Origin of the sequence: Vulcanimicrobium alpinum (assembly GCF_027923555.1) — a bacterium.
Taxonomy (GTDB): domain Bacteria; phylum Vulcanimicrobiota; class Vulcanimicrobiia; order Vulcanimicrobiales; family Vulcanimicrobiaceae; genus Vulcanimicrobium; species Vulcanimicrobium alpinum.
The window spans coordinates 2,594,076-2,614,350 of sequence record NZ_AP025523.1 but is presented as its reverse complement, the minus strand read 5'-3'; the positions used below and the strand labels follow the sequence as shown (position 1 = coordinate 2,614,350).

Sequence of the window (20,275 nt, the reverse complement as noted above, 5' to 3'; positions counted from 1 at the left end):
CCGTGCTGTCGCGCATGATCGGCGCATGATCTCAGAGACCGTTGCCGTCACGCAAACGATCGCCGCGTTCACCGACGCGATCAACCGGCGCGACTTTGCAGTTTTTCGGACGCTATGGACGCCGGACGCCGTGTGGGCGATCGATCCGCCGATCGACGCGCGCTTCTCCGGCGTCGGCGCAATCGCCGAGGGCCTGATACCCTCCTGAAAATGTGGGGACTCTTCGTGCAGATGGCGCACGAAAGCGCGGTCACCGTCGACGGCGATCGCGCGACCGCGCACACGACGATGAACGAGTTCGCGCGCTCCGTCGCGGGAACCGGCCACCGCAACTTCGGCCGTTACGACGATCTCCTCGTGCGTACGCCGGACGGCTGGCGGTTCGCGGAACGGCGGTATCGCTTCTATTACGTCGATCAGCCGGAGGTGAACGGCACGATCGTCGCGCTGCAGCCTGCATGAGCCGCCGCCGCATCGCTTCGCTGGCGGCGGCCGGCGCTATCGTTCTGGGCCTGCTCGTGTGGGGCGTTCCGGCGATCGTGTACGCCGCCGCGCACGAGACGACCGACGACGCGCAAGTCGACACGGACGTCGTGACGGTCACCAGCAAGATCGCCGAGCGCGTCGACGCGATCCTGATCGACACGAACCAGCCGGTGCGCAAAGGCCAGCTGCTCATTCGCCTCGACGATCGCGACGAACGCCGCCGTCTCGCCCAGCAGCGCGCGACGCTCGCGGCGCAGCGCGCGAGCGCCGGCGCGGCGGCGGTGACGGTCGATTACACCCGCGAGACGCAGAGCGCGCAGAACCTGGAGAACGGCGGCGGCGTGCGCAGCGCTCGGGCGAGCGTCGTCAGCGCCACCCGTCAGCTCGCGGGAAGCGCGACGCAGGTCGAGATCGACCGGGCGACCCTGGCGCAGGCGGAGGCGCAACGCGCCACGGCGGCCGCGGGGCTGCCGGCGGCGCTCGCCGCCGAGGCGAAAGCGCGCGACGACTTCGCGCGGTCGCGCGAACTGCTCGGCAACGGGGACGTCTCGGCGGCGCAGTTCGAAGCGGACCGTTCGGTGTACGTGGCGGCGCGCTCGCAGGCGGCGCAGGCGCGCAGCACGCTCGCGGCGGCCGATGCGGCGGCGCAAGCCGCGCGGGCGCGCGTGCAGGCGTCGCTGATCAACGTGCGGCTCGCGCGCGCCGCGGTCGACGCGCAAAACGGATCGCTCTCGACCGCGCAAGGCCGGCTGCGCGAGTCCGATGCGCCGTCGCGGATCGCGACCCAGGCCGCGAACGCGCAGGCCGTCGCCGCGCAGGTGGAGACGGCGCTCGAGAACGTCCGCAGCGCCGAGGATCAATTGGGCTACACCGAAGTGCGCTCGCCCGTCGACGGCACGATCGGACAGAAGGCGGTCGAGGTCGGTGCGAGCGTCGCACCCGGCCAGTCGCTGCTGACGATCATCCCGGCGCACAAGCTGTTCATCACCGCGAACTACAAGGAGACGCAGATCGAGCGGATGCGTCTGGGCGCCGACGCCGACGTGCGCATCGACGCGTACCCGCATCGCGTCTTTCACGGCCGCGTCGTCGCGCTCGGCCCGGCGTCGCAGAACACGTACGCGCTCGTCCCCGCGCAGAACGCCAGTGGCAACTTCGTGAAGATCACCCAGCGCATCCCCGTGCGCATTAAGGTGGATGACGAGGATCCTCACGATCCGTTGCGGCCGGGGATGTCGGCGGTCCCGTCGGTCCGCATCCGATGAGCAGCCGAGCGCTCTGGGCCGTGCTCGGCGTCGCGCTCATGGGCGCCGGTGCCGCCGATCTGCCGGTGCGGCCGGTCACGCTACGCCCGCCCGCGCCGGTCCCGACGCCGAACCTTCCGCACGTCCCCGATGTGGGGACCGGCTACGCTGTCCCGCTCGGCGCGCCGCCGCCCGCCGAGATCGCCGGCGTCGCCGCAGCGCCCGCGGTCGGGCTCGCGCTCGGCGACGCGATCGCGATGGCGCTGATGAAGAACACGAGCCTCTCGCTCGCGCAAGCGAACCGGCGGATCGCCGCGTTTCAAATCGTCGCGGCACGCGGTGCGTACGATGTGAAACTGCAAGTCGTGCCGTCGTACACGCACGCGGTCGACGCCCCCGTCAACCCGCTGGTCACGGGACCGGCGTTCGGAGCGTACACGCAAGACACGACCGGCCTGCTCGCGCAAGTGTCCGCGCAGACCTACGGCGGGACGCGGCTCTCGGCGGCGCTGAACGCGCAGCGCACGACGACGAACGAAGTCGGCGCCGGGTTCTCGACGAGTTATCCCGCGTCGCTGCAGGTGGCGCTCACCCAGCCCCTGCTGCGCGGCAGCCGCAGCGACGACGCGCGCCGTGCCCTCGCGCTGGCGGTGATCGGCGAACGCTCGCAGACCGACGCGACGCTGCTGCAGGCGAGCCAGACGGTCGCCGCGGTCGCCGACGCCTACTGGGACCTGGTGGCGAACTGGCGCAACGTCGCGATTCAGGAAACCGCGCTGCAGCAAGCGTACGCGCAGGCGCAGAGCAACGTGCGGCTGGTGCGGGCGGGCCGCGCGGCGGCGGTCGACGTCGCCGAGGCGAACGTGCAGGTACAGGTCTATCAGGACGCCGTCTATTCGGCGCTCGAGAACGTTGCGCGGCTGCAGAACACGCTCAAGGGACTGCTGCTCGCCGACGCCGGCGATCCGCTGTGGCGCGCCAACCTGGCGCCGGTCACGAATCCCGGCGAGGCGCCCGACGAACCGCCGGTCGACGACGCCGTCGCAGCGGCGATCCGCAACCGCGCGGAGTTCGCGCAGCTGCGCGATGCGCGCCGGCAAGCCGAGGTCAACGTCGCGTACGCGCGCGACGCGCGCCGGCCGCAGGCGGATTTTCAACTCAACCTGACCTCGAATGCGATCGCGGGCGTCCCCAACGTCGACGCCGCGAACCCGATCGCCGCGGCGCTCGGCACGCAGTTCGCGGCGCTCAACGCGTTGATTGCGAACGCGAATCGCACCCTGCCCCCGGGACAGCAGATTCCGACTCTCGTGGGGAGCGCCCGCAACGTGCTGCAGCCGCCGAGCGTGCTGAACGGAAGCCTCGGCAGCGCGTTCTCCCAGCTCGCCAAAACGCAGTATCCCGTGATCGCGGCCCAGCTCGTTTTCGGGCTTCCTCTGCGCAACCGCGCCGCCGATGGGAACCTCGCCGCGGCGCGCGCGCAGCTGGCGTCGCTCGACGTGCAGGAGATCGCGCTGCTCGAGCAGTTTCGCGCCGAAGCCTCGAACGCGGTGCAGGTGCTGCGCGAGACGCGCTACCGTCTAGCAGGCTGATGAAAAATCGGCCGAGTTGATGTTGGCGTGACGGCGTTTTTCGCGTATTATAAGAGCAAGTCTCCTCATACCTTGGTGAGGTTGCGGCCGATGCGGACTCATGATGAGCAGCGTGCATCCGTTTGGACGACGTTGCAGCCGGAAGACACCGTGCCCGGCGATCATCCGTTGCGCCCGATGCGCGTGATGGTCAACGAAATTCTGCGCGAACTCTCGCCGGAGTTTTCCAAGCTCTACTCCCGACGGGGCCGGCCATCGATCGCGCCGGAGAAGCTGCTGCGAGCCTTGCTGTTGCAAATGTTCTACTCGATCCGCAGCGAGCCGATGCTGCTGGAGCAGTTGCGTTACAATTTGCTCTTTCGTTGGTTCGTGGGCTTGAGCATGGACGACAAGATCTGGGACCCCTCGACGTTCAGCAAGAACCGCGATCGGTTCTTGAATGGCGAAATCTCCGAGCGGTTCTTCGCCGCCGTGGTCGAGCGGGCGCGTGCCGACGAACTGCTCTCGAACGAGCATTTCACCGTCGATGGGACGCTAATCGAGGCGTGGGCCAGCCACAAGAGCTTTCGGCCCAAGTCGGACGACGAACCGCCGACCTCGAGCGGCGGTCGCAACGAGGGCGTGAACTTTCGTGGCCGGCCGCGCAGCAACGAGACGCACGTCTCGAGTACCGATCCGGACGCGCGGTTGTACCGCAAGAGCAGCGGCGCGCCGGCGATTCTCGGCTATCTCGGACATGCTCTGATGGAGAATCGCAACGGCTTGATAGTCGGCGTGAAGACCACTCGCGCGACCGGGATCGCCGAACGCGAAGCAGCGCTGGAATTGATTCGCGGGGTCAGCGGAAGCAACCGAATCACGCTCGGCGCCGACAAGGCGTACGATACCAAAGACTTTGTCGAGGCGTTGCGAGCGCTCAACGTGACGCCGCACGTTGCTCAAAATACGACCCGTCGCCGCAGCGCGATCGACCGCCGAACCGTCCGCCATCCGGGCTACACGGTGAGTCAACGCAGGCGCAAGTTGATCGAGGAGAGCTTCGGGTGGGGCAAGACGATCGGCCGATTGCGCAAGGTGCATTTCCGCGGGCTTGATCTGGTCGGCGACATTGTGCGCTGGACGGCCGCGGCGTACAACTTGATCAGGATACGCAATCTGAGGGCCGCGACATGATGCGAAGTGATGCTGACCCGAGGGGGCGTTTTCGAGATGAACCGCTCGGCAACGGGCTTCGAGAGGTCCGCCGACCTCCCGAAAACCGTGCTGAACGGGCAGTTCGCGAACCACGCGCCGATTTTTTCACGGGGCTGCTAGGCGCGTCGCGCGCGGCGCGCGAGGCCGCGCAGACGGTGTACGAGAGCGAACAGCGAAAGTTCGCGCGCGGCAGTTCGACGACGTTTCTCGTGCTGCAGCGCCTCGTCGACCTAGCGACCAATCAGGGGCGGGAACTGCAGGCACAGTCCGACTACAACAAAGCTGTCGTCGAGCTCGAACGCGTGACCGGGACGATCTTCGCGCGCAACGGGATCGACGTCGAGCGGGCTGGCACCGGCGTCGCGGCGGGACGATGAGCGCGAGCGACGCATCCCGCGACGCCGCCTGGAGCCCCGTCGTCGAGTACGGCGCACGCCGCGCGATCATCACGATCGGGATCGTGCTCGCGACGCTGCTCGAACTGATCGACACGACGATCGTCAACGTTGCGCTGCCGTACATCCAAGGGAACATCGGCGCGAGCCAGCAGGAAGGCGCGTTCGTCGTCACCGGGTATCTCGTCGCGAACACCGTCGTCATCCCGCTCACGCCGTGGCTGCAGCACCGCTTCGGCCGGCGCCGCTACTATCTCGCGTCGATCTCGATCTTCGTCGGCGCGTCGCTCATGTGCGGTCTCTCGCACTCGCTCGCCGAGATCGTCTTCTGGCGCGTCGTGCAGGGGACGGGGGGCGGCGGCTTGATCTCGACCTCGCAGGCGATCCTGCGCGACACCTATCCCGAGCGCAGTCAGGGGATCGCGCAGGGCGTCTTTGCGATCGGCGCGGTGGTGGGCCCGACGATCGGGCCGCTGCTGGGCGGGACGCTCACGGACAACTTCTCGTGGCCGTGGGTGTTTTTCGTCAACGTCCCGGTCGGGCTGCTGGCCGCCGCGATCGTCGCGCGTTTTCTGCGCGATCCCGAACGCGCCGAACGGCTCCCGCTCGACGCCGTGGGCGTGGCGCTGCTCGCGGTCGGCCTGGGCGCGCTGCAGTACGTCCTCGACCAAGGACAGGAGAAGGACTGGTTCGGCGACCGGCTCATCGTGACGATGACCGTGCTCGCCGCGTGCGGCCTCGCAGCGTTCGTGACGTGGTCGCTGTTCGGAACGCGCGCGCCGGTCGTCGACCTGCGCGTGCTCAAGAATCCCGGCGTCGCCGCCGGGAGCCTGCTGGGGATGTGTCTGGGCGTCTCGCTGATGGGAAGTCTGGTGACGCTCCCGCAGTACGTCGAATCGTCGCTCGGTTTCACCGCGACGATGGCCGGCGAGGTGATTCTCTTCCGCGCGCTGTTCGTGATGCTGCTGACGCCGCCGTCGGCGCGGCTCGCCGCGAGCGGAAAGACCGACCCGCGGCTGCAGATCGGCGCCGGCTTCGTGATGCTCGCGATCTCGAACCTGTGGCTCGCGAACGTGACGACGTCGATCTCATCGTTTTGGACGTTCTTGTGGCCCCTCGCGCTGAGCGGCCTCGGCCTCGCGCAGATCTTCGTCCCGCTCTCGCTCGTGGTGTTCTCGAGTGCCCCGATCGACGACGTTCCCAAAGCGTCGTCGATGTTCAACCTCGCGCGGCAGATGGGCGGGAGCATCGCGACCGCGATCCTCGTTACGCTCATCGCGCGCGATACGACCCTGCATCAGACGGAACTCGGCTTACGCGTCGCGATGGGACGTGCTCCGGTGCGCGCGTACCTCGCCGAGCACGGCGGCGAACGCTCGGCGAGCGCGCGCGCACGGCTCGATGCGCTCGTCGCCGGGCAATCGGTCGTTCTCGCGTACGCCGACACGGCGCGTTTCGTCGGCGTGCTCACGTTCGTGTTCGTTCCGCTTGTCGTCTTCTTGCGGCCGCGCCGCGCCGGCGACGGCGCCCCCGCGCGCGTCGCGATGGAGGTTTGATTGTTCGCTCGTTCCGGTGTTTGGGCACTGCTCTCGGCGGCCTGCGCGGCCGCGGCGATCGCGTGGTGCGCACGAGGCGGCGTCGCCGCCGGACCGCCGCACGTCGAAGCATCGTCTCAGATTGCCGCGGGCCGCTATGTGGTGCAGTCCGCGGGCTGCAACGACTGTCATACGCCGGGCTGGGCCGTCTCGAACGGCACGCTCCCCGAATCGGCGTGGCTCACGGGCTCGAGCGTCGGTTCGCGCGGGCCGTGGGGAACCGCGTACCCGCCGAATCTGCGGCTGTTCGCACATGCGCTTCCCGTGACGGCCTGGGTTCAGCTCTTTCGAACGAGCAACGGTCCCGGGCCGATGCCGTGGTGGAATTTCAGCCACGGGAAGATGAGCGATCGCGACCTCGCGGCGATCCATGCGTTCATCCGGCACCTCGGTCCCGCCGGAACGGCGGCGCCGATCGATCTGCCGCCGAACGTCGAGCCGTCGACGGCCTACACGTGGGCCGTCCCGCCCGCCGGCCGCCACTGATCGACGTGCGCGTCGTCGTCACCGGTGCGGGCGGCTATCTCGGTGCGGCGATCGTCGGCGCGTTGCGGCGTCGCGACCACGACGTGCTCGCGCTCGTGCGCGACGACCAACAGGCCGCAAGCGCGGGCGCGTCGGGCGCGCGCACGCGCGTCCTCGATTTGCGCGCGCTCGAGATGCTCTTCGAGCACGCGTACGGCGCCGACGCGATCGTCCACGCTGCGTACGAGCCGGCCAACGGCGGCGCGGTCGAACGGCGTGCCGTCGACGCGCTGATCGAGGCGCTCAAGGGAACCGGAAACAGGCTCGTATACACCAGCACGCTCGCGCTCCCGCCGGGGATCGCCGCCTATCCGGCCGAGGAGCGTCCCGACGCCGCCGCGCCGCCGTGGCACTGGCGCGTCGCCAACGAGTATCGCGCGCTGGACGGACTGCGGCGCGGCGTCGCCGTCAGCGTCGTGCGTCCGCCGCTCGCGTACGGACGCCGCGGAGGCGGCGTCGTGCTGCGTGGGATGCTGCGGGACGCCCGCGAACGGGGCCGCGTGCGATACGTGGGCGAAGGCAGCGCGCGCTGGTCGACGGTGCACGTCGACGATCTCGCCGATGCGTACGCCGCGATCCTCGAGACGGGCGAGGCCGCCCGCGTGTACGCTCCGTCGTCGCGCGAACATCTCGCGCAGCGCGATCTCGCGACGCTGGTCGCGCTCGCGGTGCGGGGACGCGGCGAGACCGAAGCGTGGCCGCTTGCCGAGGCCCGTTCGCTGCTGGGCGAATACGCCGACGCGGCGACGTGGGACGCGCTCGCCGATCCCGGCGAAGCACCGCCGGAATGGCGTCCGTCGCGGGCGCCGCTGCGCGACACCCTGCTTGGCGACTGCACCGAATTCGAAGGCCGTGACGTCATGCCCCTGCGCGTCTCGACGAGATCATCGTCTGGGACGAGTCGGCGCGCGTCGTGCTCTTCAAACTCGTCGATCACCCGCGGTTCGCCGGTTTCGTGACGAACGCGATCTACGAGCGCGACGGCGTGGTCCTGGAGTTCCTCATGAACTGGACGCCGCACGATCCGGCGGACGTCGAGGCCGGTCCGTGGGAAGCGGCGCTGCGCGCCGGCGTCGCCGGCACGAAAGCGCTGGCGGAAGCCGGTTAGCGGCGCGTCTCCCGGCGCGTCACGGGGAGCACGACGCTTGCGCGCGTCCCGCCGTCGGGATCGCGCGTGACGCGCACGTGATCGCACAGCCCGCGAACGATCGCGAAGGCGTGATGCGTCGACTCCGCGCGGCTGTCGTCGGCGGAGAACGGCCACATGCGCAGCCGGTCGCTGGTGTCGGTGACGGTCAGCGTCGCGTCCGCCCAACGGAACTCGACGCGGATCGCGCCGGGTGCGTGGAGCACGCAAGTAGAGATCAGCTCGCCGTACACCGATTCCGCGGCGGCGAAGTCGGAGTCGGGATGGCCGTATGTTTCGAGGTAGTCGCGAAACGCGTGCCGCAGACGCGCCGCGATCTTTGCGTGCGCCGCGCGAACCGTCCAACGCTCCTCGTCGTCTTCCAACACGACGCGATCGTGCTCCAGACGCGGGTCCAGTGCCGACATGATTCCCTCCACATCCCCGCCGGACGAGATGCGGCTGCGAAGGGCGGGCCGTAAGGATGCTCCGCGAGCAGGAGTATCCCTGCCCCCGCGCGCGACAGGTCGTGTCGCGCGGACGGTCGTAGCGGGTCGGGCCATGCGTCGCATCACCATGCTGCAGATCGCCGCCGTCGCGGGGCTCGTCGCCTCGCCGCTCGCTGCGGGCGCAGCCGATCCGGTTATCGTCTATGCGGCGGCATCGTTAAAAGAGGCCTTTGAAGCCGCGGCTCCGGCGTTCACCAAAGCGAGCGGCGGCACGATGGTGCGCTTCGACTTCGGCGGCTCCGACGCGCTCGCGGCGCAGCTCCTGCAAGGTGCGCCCGCCGACGTGTTCGTCGCCGCGAACGCGGCGCAGATGCAGCGCGTCTCCGCGCTCACGAACGAGCCGAAGACGCTCGCGCACAACAGCCTCGTCGTCGTGGTACGCTCCTCCGCGCGGAACGTCGCGTCGCTCGCCGACCTCGCGAAGGGCGGCGTCAAGATCGTGCTCGCCGCGCCTACGGTTCCCGTCGGTGCGTACGCGCGCACGGCGCTGGTCACTCTGGCGAAGGACCCGGCGTTTGGCGCGAACTACGTCGCCGGTGTGAACGCGAACGTGGTGAGCGAAGAAACCGACGTGAAGGCCGTCGCGACGAAGGTGGCGCTGGGTGAGGCGGACGCCGGAATCGTCTATGCGACCGACGTCACGCCGCAGATCGCGTCGAAGGTGCGCGTTCTGCGCTTTCCGCCCGCGACCGCCCCGCAGGCGACGTATCCGATCGCGGTGCTCAAGGCGGCGCCCAACGCGAGCGGCGCGAAGGCGTTCGTCGACTTCATCACCTCGCCCGCGGGCCTTGCCTTTCTGAAAGCGCGCGGCTTCGAGGAATGATTCGCGCCGCGGTCGCGACCGCCGCGGCGCTCTTCGCGCTCTTCATCGCGGCTCCGATCGCAATGCTGTACCTGCACCTCTCGCCCGCGTCGTTCGCCGCTGCGCTCGCGAGCGGTGCGGCGCAGAACGCGCTGCGCATCTCGCTCGTCACCACCGCGTGCTCGCTTGCGCTGACCCTGCTGTTCGGCACGCCGCTTGCCTACGTGCTGGCGCGCGGCACGTTTCGCGGGCGGACTGCGATCGATGCGCTCGTCGATCTTCCGATCGTGGTGCCGCCCGCCGTCGCCGGGCTCGCGCTGCTCTTCACCTTTGGACGCTTCGGCGCCGCGGCGCCGCTGCTCGACGCGCTGCACGTCCGCCTCGCGTTCACGACCGCCGCGGTCGTGATCGCGCAGATCTTCGTCGGTGCTCCGTTCTACGTGCGCGCCGCACGGACCGGATTTCTGAGCGTCGACCGCGCGCTCGAGGACGCGTCGGCGACGCTGGGGATGGGGCCGTTGCGGACCTTCGCGCGCATCACCGTCCCGCTCGCGCTGCCGGCGCTCGCCGGCGGCGCGGTGCTGGCGTGGGCGCGCGCGCTCGGCGAGTTTGGGGCGACGATCATGTTCGCCGGCAACCTCCCCGGCGTCACGCAGACGCTGCCGCTCGCCGTGTATCTCGGGCTCGAAAGCGGCGATCTCGATCTCGCCGCGGCGCTCGCGATCGTGCTGATCACGGTCGCGATCGCGGTCGTCGTCACGGCGCGGATCTTCGAACGGCGCGCGGCATGATCCGCGTCGAGGTGCGCACGCATCTGCGCGAGTTCACGCTGACGATCGCCGCGACGTTCGACCGCGGCGTCACCGTCCTCGCAGGGCCGAGCGGCGCGGGGAAGACGACGCTGCTGCGCACGATCGCGGGGCTGACGCGTCCGGGCGAGGGGATCGTGCAGCTCGACGACGCGATCCTCGACGACCGCGCCCACCATGTCCGGCCGTATCACCGCAACATCGCGTACGTCTTTCAGGACTACGCGCTCTTCCCGCACCTCGACGTGCTGGCGAACGTCGGCTACGGGCTCGCTGCGCGCGGGATCGCGCGCGCGCACCGCGACGCGGTCGCGCGCACGTGGCTCGAGCGGCTGGGGATCGACCGCCTCGCGCACGCGCGGCCGCGCGCGCTCTCCGGGGGGGAACGCCAGCGCGTCGCGCTGGCGCGGGCGCTGGCCTGGGAACCGCGCGCCCTCTTGCTGGACGAACCGTTCTCCGCGCTCGATCCCGCGACGCGCGCTGCCGTGCGCCGCACCGTCCGCGAAACGCTGGGAGCGCTCGACGTCCCGGTCGTTCTCGTCACGCACGACGAGGCCGATATCGTCGAGTTCGGCGCACGGGTGCTGCGCATCGAGCGCGGGCTACTGAGCCCCGAAACGAGAGCGGCGCCGTCCACCTCGTAGTTGGTGCGGACGGCGCCGTTATCCCAAGGGCGTAGTGAGAAGTTGTGCTGGGGAGACCCTCGCCGACCTTGGTACCCGCTTCCGCGCGTGCTCAAACCTCCTCGCCTCCTCTTACTCCAGCGAAGACATGACGCGGCGACCGTGGTCCCTCACCTGCGCGGCAAACCAGGCGTGCAAGGCCCTGACGAGACGGGGATCGCCCGTCGCATAGGTGATGCGGCCCCCGGTCGCGACGTCGGCGTACGTGACGGCGATACGGCCCGCGCCGGCGCTCAGCGTCCGCAGCCCCGGCATGCGCGTCCCGTGGATCGCCGCCGGGTCGCGAAAATCGCCGCGCGCGAACCGCGCCGCCTCGGCCCGCAGGTGCGACCGCACCAGCGCCACCTGCGCCGGATCGCCGTCGTGCACCATGACGGTCTGCACGCCGCCGCGCGCCGTCGGGACGAACACGTGCATCGATGCGGATTGATCGAACGGCATCACGGCCTTGCCTTTGCGCTCGACGTCGGCTTGTCGCGATGCGTCGGCGTCCGCGGCGAGCGGCCGCGAGCCGGCCAGCAGCAGGGTCGCGAGTACCAGCGCGAACCGTTTCATCGAGAACCTCCGCGATGGGCGAGGGGGGCGGCGGCTTGACCGTCCGGCAGAGCGCGTGTTACGGTGGGCGTCCGATGGCGTCGCGCTACGCGTTTCCGGTGTTCTCTCTTACCGTCGGGATTTGCCCGCCGGCCGGATCGTCGTTCGCGTAAGACCCCAGCAAAACACCTGCGAACGAACGCCCCGGCCGATGCAAGGCCGGGGCGTTCGTCGTTTCACCAGGAGAGATCGCCCGTGATGACCCGGACCGCCACCACCGTGTGGCTCGACGGCCGCCTCCTCGACGACGACCAGCTGCATGTGCACGCGCTCACCCACGCGCTGCACTACGGCTCGTCGGTGTTTGAAGGGATTCGCGTCTACCCGACGCCGGACGGACCGTCGATCTTCCGGCTTCGCGAACACGTCGACCGGCTGATCGCCGGCGCGGCCGCGTACGGCATGGAGCTCGCCTACGACGCGCAGGGACTTTTGGATGCGATCGTCGAGACGGTGCGCGCGAGCGGACGCAGTGCGGCGTACGTCCGTCCGTTGGCGTTCTTCGGCGGCGAGACGGTGCGTCTGAATCCGGGCCGCGAGTGTCCCGTGCACGTGATGATCGGCGTGCTGCCGTTCGACGGTCTCTTCGCCGGCGGCGTCGCGACGATCACCGCGACGATCTCACCGTTCATGAAGACGCCGTCGCGCGCGCTGCCCTCGACGGTGAAGGCCGGCGGTCACTACACGAACTCGATCCGCGCGCTCGCCGACGCGCAGAACCGCGGCTTCGGCGAAACGATCCTGCTCAACGATCGCGGTGAGGTCGCCGAAGGTTCGGGCGAAAACATCTTCGTCGTGCGCGACGGCGTGCTCATCACCAACGACGCCGAGGCCGACATCCTCCCGGGGATCACGCGCGCGAGCGTGCTCGCGCTCGCGCGCGACGCGGGGATCACCAGCCGCGTGCGCCCGCTGACCCTCGAGGATCTGCAGCAGGCCGAAGAAGCGTTCTTCACCGGCACCGCCGCCGAGGTCGTGCCGATCTCGCGGATCGACGACACGCACTGGGCGCAGGAAGGGCCGATCACCGAACGGCTGCGCACCACCTACCACGCCGTCGTCCGGGGCGAACGCGCCGCACCGGGTCCGTGGCTGACGCCGGTCGGGACGCAGGTTTCCTAGCGATTGCGGAGGTACGGACGCCGGATGTTCGGCGCCCGTGCTACCCTCGCGCTTGCGCTCGCGTGCACGCTCCTGCCCACCGTGCCGCGGACGGCGGCCGCCGCAGCACTGCCGCCGCCGCTCGACTATCGCGCGTATGACGGTTGGAACGCGATCCGCACGCCCGTCCTCTCCGACGACGGCACGCATCTCGCGTATGCGCTGACGCCCGAGGACGGCGATCCGACGCTGGTCGTGCGCGATCTGCGCAGCGGCGCCGAACGACGCGAACCGCGCGGCAACGCTCCGGCGTTCACCGCCGACGGCCGCTTCGTCGTCTTCACGCACGTTGCGGCGAAGAAGGACGTCGACGCCGCGAAGAAAGCGAAGAAGCCCGAAGCGCAGCAGCCGAAGAACGGGATCGGAATCCTCGACCTGCAGAGCGCCGCGGGCGCGACGATCGTCGACGACGTCAAGATCGTCGCGGTTCCGAAAGACGCCGGAACGACGATCGCCTATCGCGCCGAACCGTCGCCCTCGCCGTCGCCGTCGGCTGCGCCGGCGGCGAGCGCATCACCGGCCGCATCGCCGCGGCCCGGTGCGTCTCCGGCTCCGTCGCCATCCGCGTCGGCGTCGCCGGCGCCCAAAGCCGACAAGACGAAAGATCCGTCGGCCCCGGTGACGATCCGTGATCTCGCAACCGCGAAATCGGTCACGGCGCCGAATGCGACCGATATCGCCGTCTCCGACGACGGCCGCTTCATCGCGTACGCGACCGAGACCAAAGACGGCCGCGGTGACGGTCTGCACGTCTACGACGTCGCGCGCGCCGCGACCACCGACGTGCTGACCGGAGCCGGACGGTACCGCAAGCCGGCGTTCGCGCGCGATGGCTCGTCGCTGGCGTTTCTCAGCGACGCCGCGTCGTTTGCCGGCGATGTCCCGCACGATGCTCTCTACGTCGTCGATCTGCGCGCGACGCCGCTCGCTGCGCGCAAGGCCGTCGATCTCGGGACGCCGGGGCTCGCCGACGGCACGGCGCCGAGCGCTGACCGGGCGCCGGAATTCTCGCGCGACGGCGCGCGCGTCTTCCTCGGAACCGCGGCGGCGCCGACACCGCGCCCGTCCGGGACGCCGGAGCCGATGAAGGTCGATCTGTGGACGTGGCACGACGACGTGCTGCAGTCGCAGCAGAAGCACGACGCCGAGCAGGAACGCAAGCGCACGTATCTCGCCGTTTACGACGTCGCGGCGCAGCGCTTCGCGCAGTTGGGTTCGCCCGCGCTGCGCGATGTCGAGGTCAATCGCAACCCCGCCGTCGCGCTGGGCAAAGACTACCGCGCGTATCGCCGCTCCCGTTCGTGGACGGCGGACGACCGGGCCGACTTGTACGCGGTCGCGCTCGCGGACGGCGGGCGGCGGCTGCTCGCGCGTGGGGCACAGGAAGGATCGCTCTCGCCCGGCGGCCGCTACGCGCTGCTGTGGGAAGAACGGTCGCGGCACTGGGCAGCGATCCGCACCGCCGACGGCAAACGGACGATGCTCGCGACGCGCGCGCCGATCGCGTTCTGGAACGTCGACGACGATCATCCTGCACCGCCGCCGCCGTACGGCACCGGCGGCTGGATCGCCGGCGATCGCGGCGTGCTGCTGTACGACCAGTACGACATCTGGCTGGCGAACCCCGAGACCGGCGCAGCGACGAATCTCACGCGCGGTGCGGGCCGCGCGGCGCGCACCGTCTATTCCGCCGTGCAGCCGGATCGCGAGGCGGACGCATACGCGCTCGATACTCCACTGCTTCTCGCGCAGATCGATACCCGCACCTACGCGAGCGGGTACGCCCGGCTCCCCGCCGGCGGCGGCGTCCCGCAGTCGCTCTTCCGTGCCGACGAGATCGTGCAGGGGACGCGCACCGTCTTCAACGACAGCCTGCACCGCTACACGCAGCCTCCGCTCGCCGCGCGCCGCGCCGATCGTTACGTGTTCTCGCGCGAGTCGTTCCGGCGTTCTCGCGATCTGTGGGCGACCGACGCGTCGTTCGCAGCGCCGGTGCAAGTCACGGACGCCAACCCGCAGCAGAAAAACTACCGGTGGGGAACGGAACGGCTGATCTCCTATCGCGCGTGCGACGGGGCACCGATGCGCGCGATCCTCATCGTCCCCGACGGCCTGCAGAAGAACCGTGCCGCGCCGCTGCTCACGTATTTCTACGAGACCTTCACCGGTACGTTCCACACGTACAGCACGCCCGCGCCGGGGACGAGCCCGAACTTTGCGCGCTACGTCTCGCGCGGGTACGTCATGCTGCTTCCCGACGTGAAGTACGTCGCCGGGCATCCCGGGCGCAGCGCGCTGCACTGCATCATGCCGGCGGTCGACGCCGCGATCGCGACTGGATACGTCGACCCGAAGCGGCTCGCGATCGCGGGACACTCGTGGGCCGCGTACCAAATCAACTATCTGATCACGCAGACGCACCGTTTCCGCGCGGTGGAGGCCGGCGCGGCAGTCGACGACATGATCGGCGCGTACGGCGGGATCCGGCTCGAGAGCGGAAACGTCCGCGAATCGCAGTACGAACGCGGCCAGTCGCGCATCGGCGCGCCGCCGTGGGAACGCCCCGATCTCTACCTCGAGAATTCCGGCTTGTTCGGGATCCGCAGCGTGACGACGCCGTATCTGACGATCCACAACGAACTCGACGGGGCGGTACCGCAGTTCGAAGGGATCGAGTACATCACCGCGATGCGGCGGCTCGGCAAGGAAGCGTATCTGTTTTCGTTCGACGGCGAAGACCACAATCTGCGCGGCCGAGAAGCGCAGAAGTACTGGACCGTGCATCTCGACGAGTGGTTCGACTACTGGCTGATGGGCGCGCCGCGGCCGGCGTGGATGGACGGCGTCGACTACCTGCACCGCGGCGAACGCAACGTGCACCCGCTCTTCGGCGAGCCCGACTGAGGTGCTGCGCCGCGTCGTCACGCTGATCGCGCTGCTCGCGGCAGCGGGCTGCGGGGGTTCCGCACCGTCGTCGGCGGCGGCGCCGGGCCACGGCTCGGCGCCGGTGCGCATCGCGCTCGTCGTCGAGCCGCACACGCTGGTCTCGTTCCTCGGCCAGTCGGTCGACGACAACGAGATGCTGCGGCTCATCTACGATCCGCTGATCTCGTCGGATGCCCGGGGCAATCCGATCCCCGCCCTTGCGGCAGCCGTTCCGACGCGCGCGAACGGTGGGATCAGCCGCGACGGCCTCACGATCACCTACCGTCTGCGCTCGGGCGTCCGCTGGCACGACGGTTCGCCGTTCACCAGCGCCGACGTCGCGGCGTCGTTTCGCGCGGTGATGAACGCGGCGAATCCGGTCGAGACGCGCCACGGCTACGATGTCGTCTCGCGCGTCGAAACGCCGGATCCGCTCACGGTGCGCTTCCGTCTCAAGCGACCGTTCGCGCCGTTCGTCGGAACCGTTTTCGCCGAGAGCGATGCTCCGTATTATCTCTCGCCGGCGCATCTGCTGACCGGCGGCGACGCGTCGCGCACGCCGCTGGCCCAGCATCCCGTCGGCACGGGACCGTTCCGGTTCGTGTCGTGGCAGCGCGGCGATCGCGTCGATCTGGAAGCGAACGCGCAGTACTGGGGCGGCGCGCCGCACATCGCGCGCCTGCGCGTGCGGTTCATCGCCGACGAGAACACGCAGCTCGTGGGACTGCGCACGGGCGAACTGGACGGCCTCATCAACCTCTCCGCGAACGCGGCGGCGCTCGCGCGCACGATCCCGCACGTCACGCTCGCGACGACGCCGATCAACGGGTACTGGGGGATCATGATGAACAACGGCCGCGGGCCGGCCGCCGACGTGCGCGTCCGCCGCGCCGTCGCGCTCGTCGCCGACGCGCAGGCGTTTCGCCGCAACGTCGTCTACGGCTTCTACCAGCGCGCGATCGCCGATCTGCCGGCGGTGCTGTGGGCGGCCGATCCGCACCTCGCGCCGATCCCGCACGATCCCGCCGCGGCGCGTGCGCTGCTCGCGAGAGCCGGGTACGGGCCGGCGCATCCGCTCCGTCTCGACCTCGCGATCTTCGGCGCCTCGCAGAGCTACCGCCGTGAGTCGGTGCTCCTGCAGAGCGAACTCGCCTCGATCGGCGTGCGGGCAGACGTGCACTCCTACAACAGCGATATCTACGATGCGCCGGCGTCGCAAGGCGGGATCCTGCCGCGCGGCAAGTACGACATCGCGCTGTACGGCTGGTTCGCGGGAATGGATCCCGACGATAGCGGCCAATTTCTCTGCGCCGACCGGCCGCCGGCGGGCTACAACCATTCGTTCTACTGCAGCGCAGCGATGGACGCGGCGCAGCGGGAGGCGCTCGCGTCGTACGAACCGGCGGCGCGCAAACGCGCGTACGCGCGGATCGAAGCGCTGCTGGTGCGCGATGTGCCACTGCACTTTCTCGGATCGCCGGTGAAGATCTCGGCGCTGCGCGACGGGTTCGGGGGGTTCACGCCCTCGTTCATCACGCAAACGGCAAACGCCGGGAATTGGACGTTCTCGCCGCGCTGAGCGGGGTCGGTGGTGGCGGTCGGCGCCTGCGGTGTGCGGTCGCGGCGGGCACGCGTTCCTCGCGCGTCGTGCGCGACGAACGCTACGTCTTCACGTCGCTCTCGGCCCTCCGGGCCTGCGCTCGTTCAGAGTGCCCGCCGCAGCCGCGCACCGCAGGCGCCGACATGGTCGGGCCCGGGGGGCGCGCGGCGGGCTTGGCGGGTGGGGTGTGGAATCTTTCCGGCTCGATGGTGCGGCTTGTGGCGGTTTGTTTGGTGGCTGCGTTGAGTGTGACGGCGTCGTTTGCCGCTGCGCAGGGTGCGGGGAACGCGGTTCCTGCGGCAGCGGCGGCTTCGGCTGCGCCTTCGGCGGTGCCGAAGGCGGCGGCGAGCGGGACGCCGGTGCCCGTGCCGGTCTCGCCGCTGGGGACGCCCTCGCCGGAGCCGCAGGGGTCGCCGGGTCCCGGCGGCGTGCGGGTGAACGGTGGGGCGTCGCCGTCGGCGAGTGCGCTGCCGCTCGGGCTGACGCTGGGGAATCCGCAGTCATATGCGGCGTTTGCGAAGGGGATTGCTCCGCAGGCGGGCGTGATCGATCTGCTGCGCAAGGACGAAGAGCTGTACTTCGATCTGAAGCCGGAGAATTTCGATCGCACGTACATCATCTTGCCGTCGATCGAGCGCGGGGTCGGGAGCGGGGCGTTTGCGGGGCGGGTCTACGATCCGCTGCAAGTCACGTTCAAGCGCGTCGGCAAGCGGGTGTTGTGGATTACGCCGAACACCCGGTACGTTGCCGAGAAGGGGTCGGCGGCGGCGAACTCGCTCGCGATCAGCGTTGCGGATTCGGTGATTCTCTCGACGCCGATCGTCGCCGAGGATCCGGAGAAGAAGCATACCGTCGTCTCGCCGTCGATCTTCCTGACCGACTTCGAGGGGGTGGGGAGCGATTTGGGGCGCGGCGTGACGCCGCCGTCGCTGCCGGGGCTGCTCGTGCTCAGCGTGCGGCCGTCGTTCTCGGTCGATGCGAGCAAGTCGTACTACGGCGCGACCAAAGCGTTACCGCGCAACGACGAAGTGAGCGTCAACCTGGCGTTCAACGGGCCGGCGAACGCGCTGCCGACCGTCCCCGACGGGCGCGGGATCCCGGTGGTGATGCACTACAGCATCGTTGCGCCGCCGGAACGCGACCCGCGTTTCGTGCCGCGTCTCGCCGACGACCGGATCGGCTATTTCATCACCGCGCGCCGCCGCTACGGCAACGACGCCGCGGTGACGCCGTTCGAGCGGTTCATCGATCGCTGGAATCTGGACGACGGTCCGATCACATTCTATTTGACCAACGAGATCCCGACGGAGTATCGCGCGACCGTCCGGCGCGGGATCCTGGCCTGGAACGAAGCGTTCGCGAAGGTCGGCCGGCCGCACGCGATCGTCGTGAAAGACCCGCCGAACGATCCGAACTGGGACCCCGACGACGCGCGCTACACGACGGTTCGCTGGATCACGTCGGTCCAGCCCGACTTCAGCGCCTACAGTCCGCACGTGAGCGATCCCGACACGGGACAGATCATCCGCGCCGAGGTCGTCATCGACGGTGAGTCGCTGCGCGGCGTGAAGCGCGGCTATGTCGACCGCATCGCGCCGGCTCAGCAGGCGGCCGCGCGCAACGCCTACGCAGCGAAGGCGCTGGGTTTGACAGTGAGCGCACCGACCGACGGTGACGGCGACGACGACGCCCGGGTGTGCGCGTATCAGGAAGGTTCGGTCGCCCAGGCGGCGCTCGGGACGCTGATGCTGGCGCAGAATCCGCGTGCGACCGCCGCCGACCGCGAACGCTACGCGCAGGAGTGGCTCTACGCCACGGTGATGCACGAAGTCGGCCACACGCTCGGACTGCGGCACAACTTCCGCGGCTCGACGGCGTACGGCACCGCCCAACTGCACGATCCGGCGTTCACGCGCGTGCACGGCACTACCGCCTCGGTCATGGACTACACGCCCGCCAACATCGCGGCGCCGGGGATGCGGCAAGCCGACTACTTCCCGACGCGCGTCGGCGTCTACGACGAGTGGGCGATCGAATACGGCTATCGCAGCTTCCCCAACGTGCGGAGTTCCGCCGACGAGCGCGTCGCGCTCGGCAGAATCGCCGCGCGCTCCACCCAGCCCGGGCTCGCGTACGGGACGGACGAAGACGCCAGCGTGCTCTCGATCGATCCGCGCATTCAGCGCTTCGATCTGGGGAGCGATCCGCTGGCCTCGATCGACGAGCAATTGCGCGTCGACGACGCGGTGACGCAGGGGCTCACGCGGCACTACCGCGGCGATACGCGCACCTATCAGGATCTGCGGACCGGTTTGATCACCGTACTGGAAGATCAGCTCGATGCGGGGCTGCTCGCGTCGAAGTACGTCGGCGGAATCTACACCTCGCGCTCGCATCGCGATCAGCCGGGCGCGCCGCTGCCGTTCGCTTCGATTCCGCGCGCCGAACAGCGGCGCGCCTTCGGCCTGATCGACCGCTCGATTCTCTCGTCGCGCGCGTTCCGCTACCCGCCGGAACTCCTGAACGCGGCGGCTCCGACGCGCTACGGCGTGCACTGGGGCGCCAACCGCATCGTCCGTCCCGACTTCCCGATCCGCGAGGTGATCGGCGAAGTGCAGGACGACGTGATCGCGGAGATGTTCTCGCCGCTCACGCTCGCGCGCGTCGCGGACCAGGAGCTGAAGGTGCGGCGCCCCGGCGAGACGATGACGCTCGCCGATCTCTACGCCTGGACGAACGCGGCGGTCTTCGACGACGTCGGCAGCCGGTCGATCACGCCGGCGCATCGCGAACTCCAGCGCCGCTTCGCTGATCTGGAGATGGAGATCGCGGCGCTCCCGTCGCTCTTCGCCGATCAGCTGGGCCTGCCGCGCGAGACGCAGGCGCTGGCGCGCTACCAGCTCACCAGACTCGACGAACGGCTCGTCCGCGGCGCCGCGGGAGCGAGCGACGAAGGGACCCGCGCGCACCTGCTCGACCTGCACGCTCGCGTCCACGGCGTGCTCAGCGCGCAGAACATCCGCAACATCTAGCGC

The 20,275-nt window shown here is 69.7% G+C and carries 19 protein-coding genes; 17 read left to right on the top strand and 2 right to left on the bottom strand.

Annotated features, from left to right (window positions below):
- Positions 1–25: 25 nt before the first annotated feature.
- The 10 genes from WPS_RS13425 (at position 26) to WPS_RS13380 (ending at position 8,139) form a co-directional block, all read left to right on the top strand.
- Positions 26–208, top strand: a complete 183-nt coding sequence (locus tag WPS_RS13425; protein WP_317994985.1) for a nuclear transport factor 2 family protein — start codon at positions 26–28, stop codon at positions 206–208.
- 2 nt (positions 209–210) lie between these two features.
- Complete coding sequence (locus tag WPS_RS13420; protein ID WP_317994984.1) at positions 211–462, top strand: nuclear transport factor 2 family protein; 252 nt, start codon at positions 211–213, stop codon at positions 460–462.
- Positions 459–1,751, top strand: a complete 1,293-nt coding sequence (locus WPS_RS13415; RefSeq protein ID WP_317994983.1) for an HlyD family secretion protein — start codon at positions 459–461, stop codon at positions 1,749–1,751. Before WPS_RS13420 ends, WPS_RS13415 begins: the two co-directional genes overlap by 4 nt.
- Positions 1,748–3,322, top strand: coding sequence for a TolC family protein (locus WPS_RS13410; protein ID WP_317994982.1), 1,575 nt, complete (start codon positions 1,748–1,750; stop codon positions 3,320–3,322). Before WPS_RS13415 ends, WPS_RS13410 begins: the two co-directional genes overlap by 4 nt.
- Positions 3,323–3,412: 90 nt before the next feature.
- Positions 3,413–4,495, top strand: coding sequence for an IS5 family transposase (locus WPS_RS13405; RefSeq protein WP_317994189.1), 1,083 nt, complete (start codon positions 3,413–3,415; stop codon positions 4,493–4,495).
- Positions 4,496–4,671: 176 nt separating this feature from the next.
- Complete coding sequence (locus WPS_RS18390; RefSeq protein ID WP_479688262.1) at positions 4,672–4,893, top strand: hypothetical protein; 222 nt, start codon at positions 4,672–4,674, stop codon at positions 4,891–4,893.
- On the top strand, positions 4,890–6,467 hold the full coding sequence (locus WPS_RS13395; RefSeq protein ID WP_317994980.1) for a DHA2 family efflux MFS transporter permease subunit: 1,578 nt from the start codon (positions 4,890–4,892) through the stop codon (positions 6,465–6,467). Before WPS_RS18390 ends, WPS_RS13395 begins: the two co-directional genes overlap by 4 nt.
- The gene (locus WPS_RS13390; protein ID WP_317994979.1) at positions 6,468–6,992 is read left to right on the top strand and encodes a hypothetical protein; all 525 of its coding nucleotides are present in this window, start codon (positions 6,468–6,470) and stop codon (positions 6,990–6,992) included.
- Complete coding sequence (locus tag WPS_RS13385; RefSeq protein ID WP_317994978.1) at positions 6,962–7,990, top strand: NAD-dependent epimerase/dehydratase family protein; 1,029 nt, start codon at positions 6,962–6,964, stop codon at positions 7,988–7,990. The genes WPS_RS13390 and WPS_RS13385 overlap by 31 nt, the downstream gene beginning before the upstream one ends.
- Entirely contained in the window at positions 7,987–8,139 is a 153-nt protein-coding gene (locus WPS_RS13380; protein WP_317994977.1) for a hypothetical protein, read from the top strand. The genes WPS_RS13385 and WPS_RS13380 overlap by 4 nt, the downstream gene beginning before the upstream one ends.
- On the opposite strand, the gene WPS_RS13375 is transcribed toward WPS_RS13380, so the two are convergent.
- Positions 8,136–8,585: an ATP-binding protein gene (locus tag WPS_RS13375; RefSeq protein WP_317994976.1), complete on the bottom strand. Its 450-nt coding sequence runs from the start codon at positions 8,583–8,585 to the stop codon at positions 8,136–8,138. The two genes, WPS_RS13380 and WPS_RS13375, sit on opposite strands and share 4 nt — an antisense overlap.
- On the opposite strand from WPS_RS13375, the gene modA reads away from it, so the two are divergent.
- Genes modA through WPS_RS13360 form a run of 3 tightly spaced genes read left to right on the top strand, consistent with a single transcriptional unit; the run spans position 8,584 to position 10,921 of the window.
- On the top strand, positions 8,584–9,489 hold the full coding sequence (modA, locus tag WPS_RS13370) for a molybdate ABC transporter substrate-binding protein (protein ID WP_317994975.1): 906 nt from the start codon (positions 8,584–8,586) through the stop codon (positions 9,487–9,489). The two genes, WPS_RS13375 and modA, sit on opposite strands and share 2 nt — an antisense overlap.
- Entirely contained in the window at positions 9,486–10,259 is a 774-nt protein-coding gene (locus tag WPS_RS13365) for an ABC transporter permease (RefSeq protein ID WP_317994974.1), read from the top strand. The genes modA and WPS_RS13365 overlap by 4 nt, the downstream gene beginning before the upstream one ends.
- Positions 10,256–10,921, top strand: a complete 666-nt coding sequence (locus WPS_RS13360; protein ID WP_317994973.1) for an ABC transporter ATP-binding protein — start codon at positions 10,256–10,258, stop codon at positions 10,919–10,921. The genes WPS_RS13365 and WPS_RS13360 overlap by 4 nt, the downstream gene beginning before the upstream one ends.
- Positions 10,922–11,032: 111 nt before the next feature.
- Here the strand turns inward: WPS_RS13360 and WPS_RS13355 are convergent, their stop codons facing one another.
- The gene (locus WPS_RS13355; protein ID WP_317994972.1) at positions 11,033–11,515 is read right to left on the bottom strand and encodes a hypothetical protein; all 483 of its coding nucleotides are present in this window, start codon (positions 11,513–11,515) and stop codon (positions 11,033–11,035) included.
- A gap of 237 nt (positions 11,516–11,752) precedes the next feature.
- On the opposite strand from WPS_RS13355, the gene WPS_RS13350 reads away from it, so the two are divergent.
- From WPS_RS13350 to WPS_RS13335, 4 genes are all read left to right on the top strand, one after another.
- A complete protein-coding gene (locus WPS_RS13350; RefSeq protein WP_317997550.1) occupies positions 11,753–12,676 on the top strand; it encodes a branched-chain amino acid transaminase in 924 nt (307 codons plus the stop codon).
- Between the two features lie 24 nt (positions 12,677–12,700).
- Positions 12,701–15,619: a S9 family peptidase gene (locus WPS_RS13345; protein WP_317994971.1), complete on the top strand. Its 2,919-nt coding sequence runs from the start codon at positions 12,701–12,703 to the stop codon at positions 15,617–15,619.
- Position 15,620: 1 nt separating this feature from the next.
- Positions 15,621–17,219 (top strand): ABC transporter substrate-binding protein, encoded by a 1,599-nt coding sequence (locus tag WPS_RS13340; protein ID WP_317994970.1) that lies wholly within the window; start codon positions 15,621–15,623, stop codon positions 17,217–17,219.
- A gap of 254 nt (positions 17,220–17,473) precedes the next feature.
- Positions 17,474–20,272: a zinc-dependent metalloprotease gene (locus WPS_RS13335; protein ID WP_317994969.1), complete on the top strand. Its 2,799-nt coding sequence runs from the start codon at positions 17,474–17,476 to the stop codon at positions 20,270–20,272.
- The last annotated feature ends 3 nt before the right edge of the window (positions 20,273–20,275 follow it).

Coding starts and splice junctions, on each gene's coding strand:
- WPS_RS13425 (WP_317994985.1), top strand. CDS start 26: ATGATCTCAGAGACCGTTGCCGTCACGCAAACGATCGCCGCGTTCACC.
- WPS_RS13420 (WP_317994984.1), top strand. CDS start 211: ATGTGGGGACTCTTCGTGCAGATGGCGCACGAAAGCGCGGTCACCGTC.
- WPS_RS13415 (WP_317994983.1), top strand. CDS start 459: ATGAGCCGCCGCCGCATCGCTTCGCTGGCGGCGGCCGGCGCTATCGTT.
- WPS_RS13410 (WP_317994982.1), top strand. CDS start 1,748: ATGAGCAGCCGAGCGCTCTGGGCCGTGCTCGGCGTCGCGCTCATGGGC.
- WPS_RS13405 (WP_317994189.1), top strand. CDS start 3,413: ATGCGGACTCATGATGAGCAGCGTGCATCCGTTTGGACGACGTTGCAG.
- WPS_RS13395 (WP_317994980.1), top strand. CDS start 4,890: ATGAGCGCGAGCGACGCATCCCGCGACGCCGCCTGGAGCCCCGTCGTC.
- modA (WP_317994975.1), top strand. CDS start 8,584: ATGATTCCCTCCACATCCCCGCCGGACGAGATGCGGCTGCGAAGGGCG.
- WPS_RS13375 (WP_317994976.1), bottom strand. CDS start 8,585: ATGTCGGCACTGGACCCGCGTCTGGAGCACGATCGCGTCGTGTTGGAA.
- WPS_RS13365 (WP_317994974.1), top strand. CDS start 9,486: ATGATTCGCGCCGCGGTCGCGACCGCCGCGGCGCTCTTCGCGCTCTTC.
- WPS_RS13360 (WP_317994973.1), top strand. CDS start 10,256: ATGATCCGCGTCGAGGTGCGCACGCATCTGCGCGAGTTCACGCTGACG.
- WPS_RS13355 (WP_317994972.1), bottom strand. CDS start 11,515: ATGAAACGGTTCGCGCTGGTACTCGCGACCCTGCTGCTGGCCGGCTCG.
- WPS_RS13350 (WP_317997550.1), top strand. CDS start 11,753: ATGACCCGGACCGCCACCACCGTGTGGCTCGACGGCCGCCTCCTCGAC.
- WPS_RS13345 (WP_317994971.1), top strand. CDS start 12,701: ATGTTCGGCGCCCGTGCTACCCTCGCGCTTGCGCTCGCGTGCACGCTC.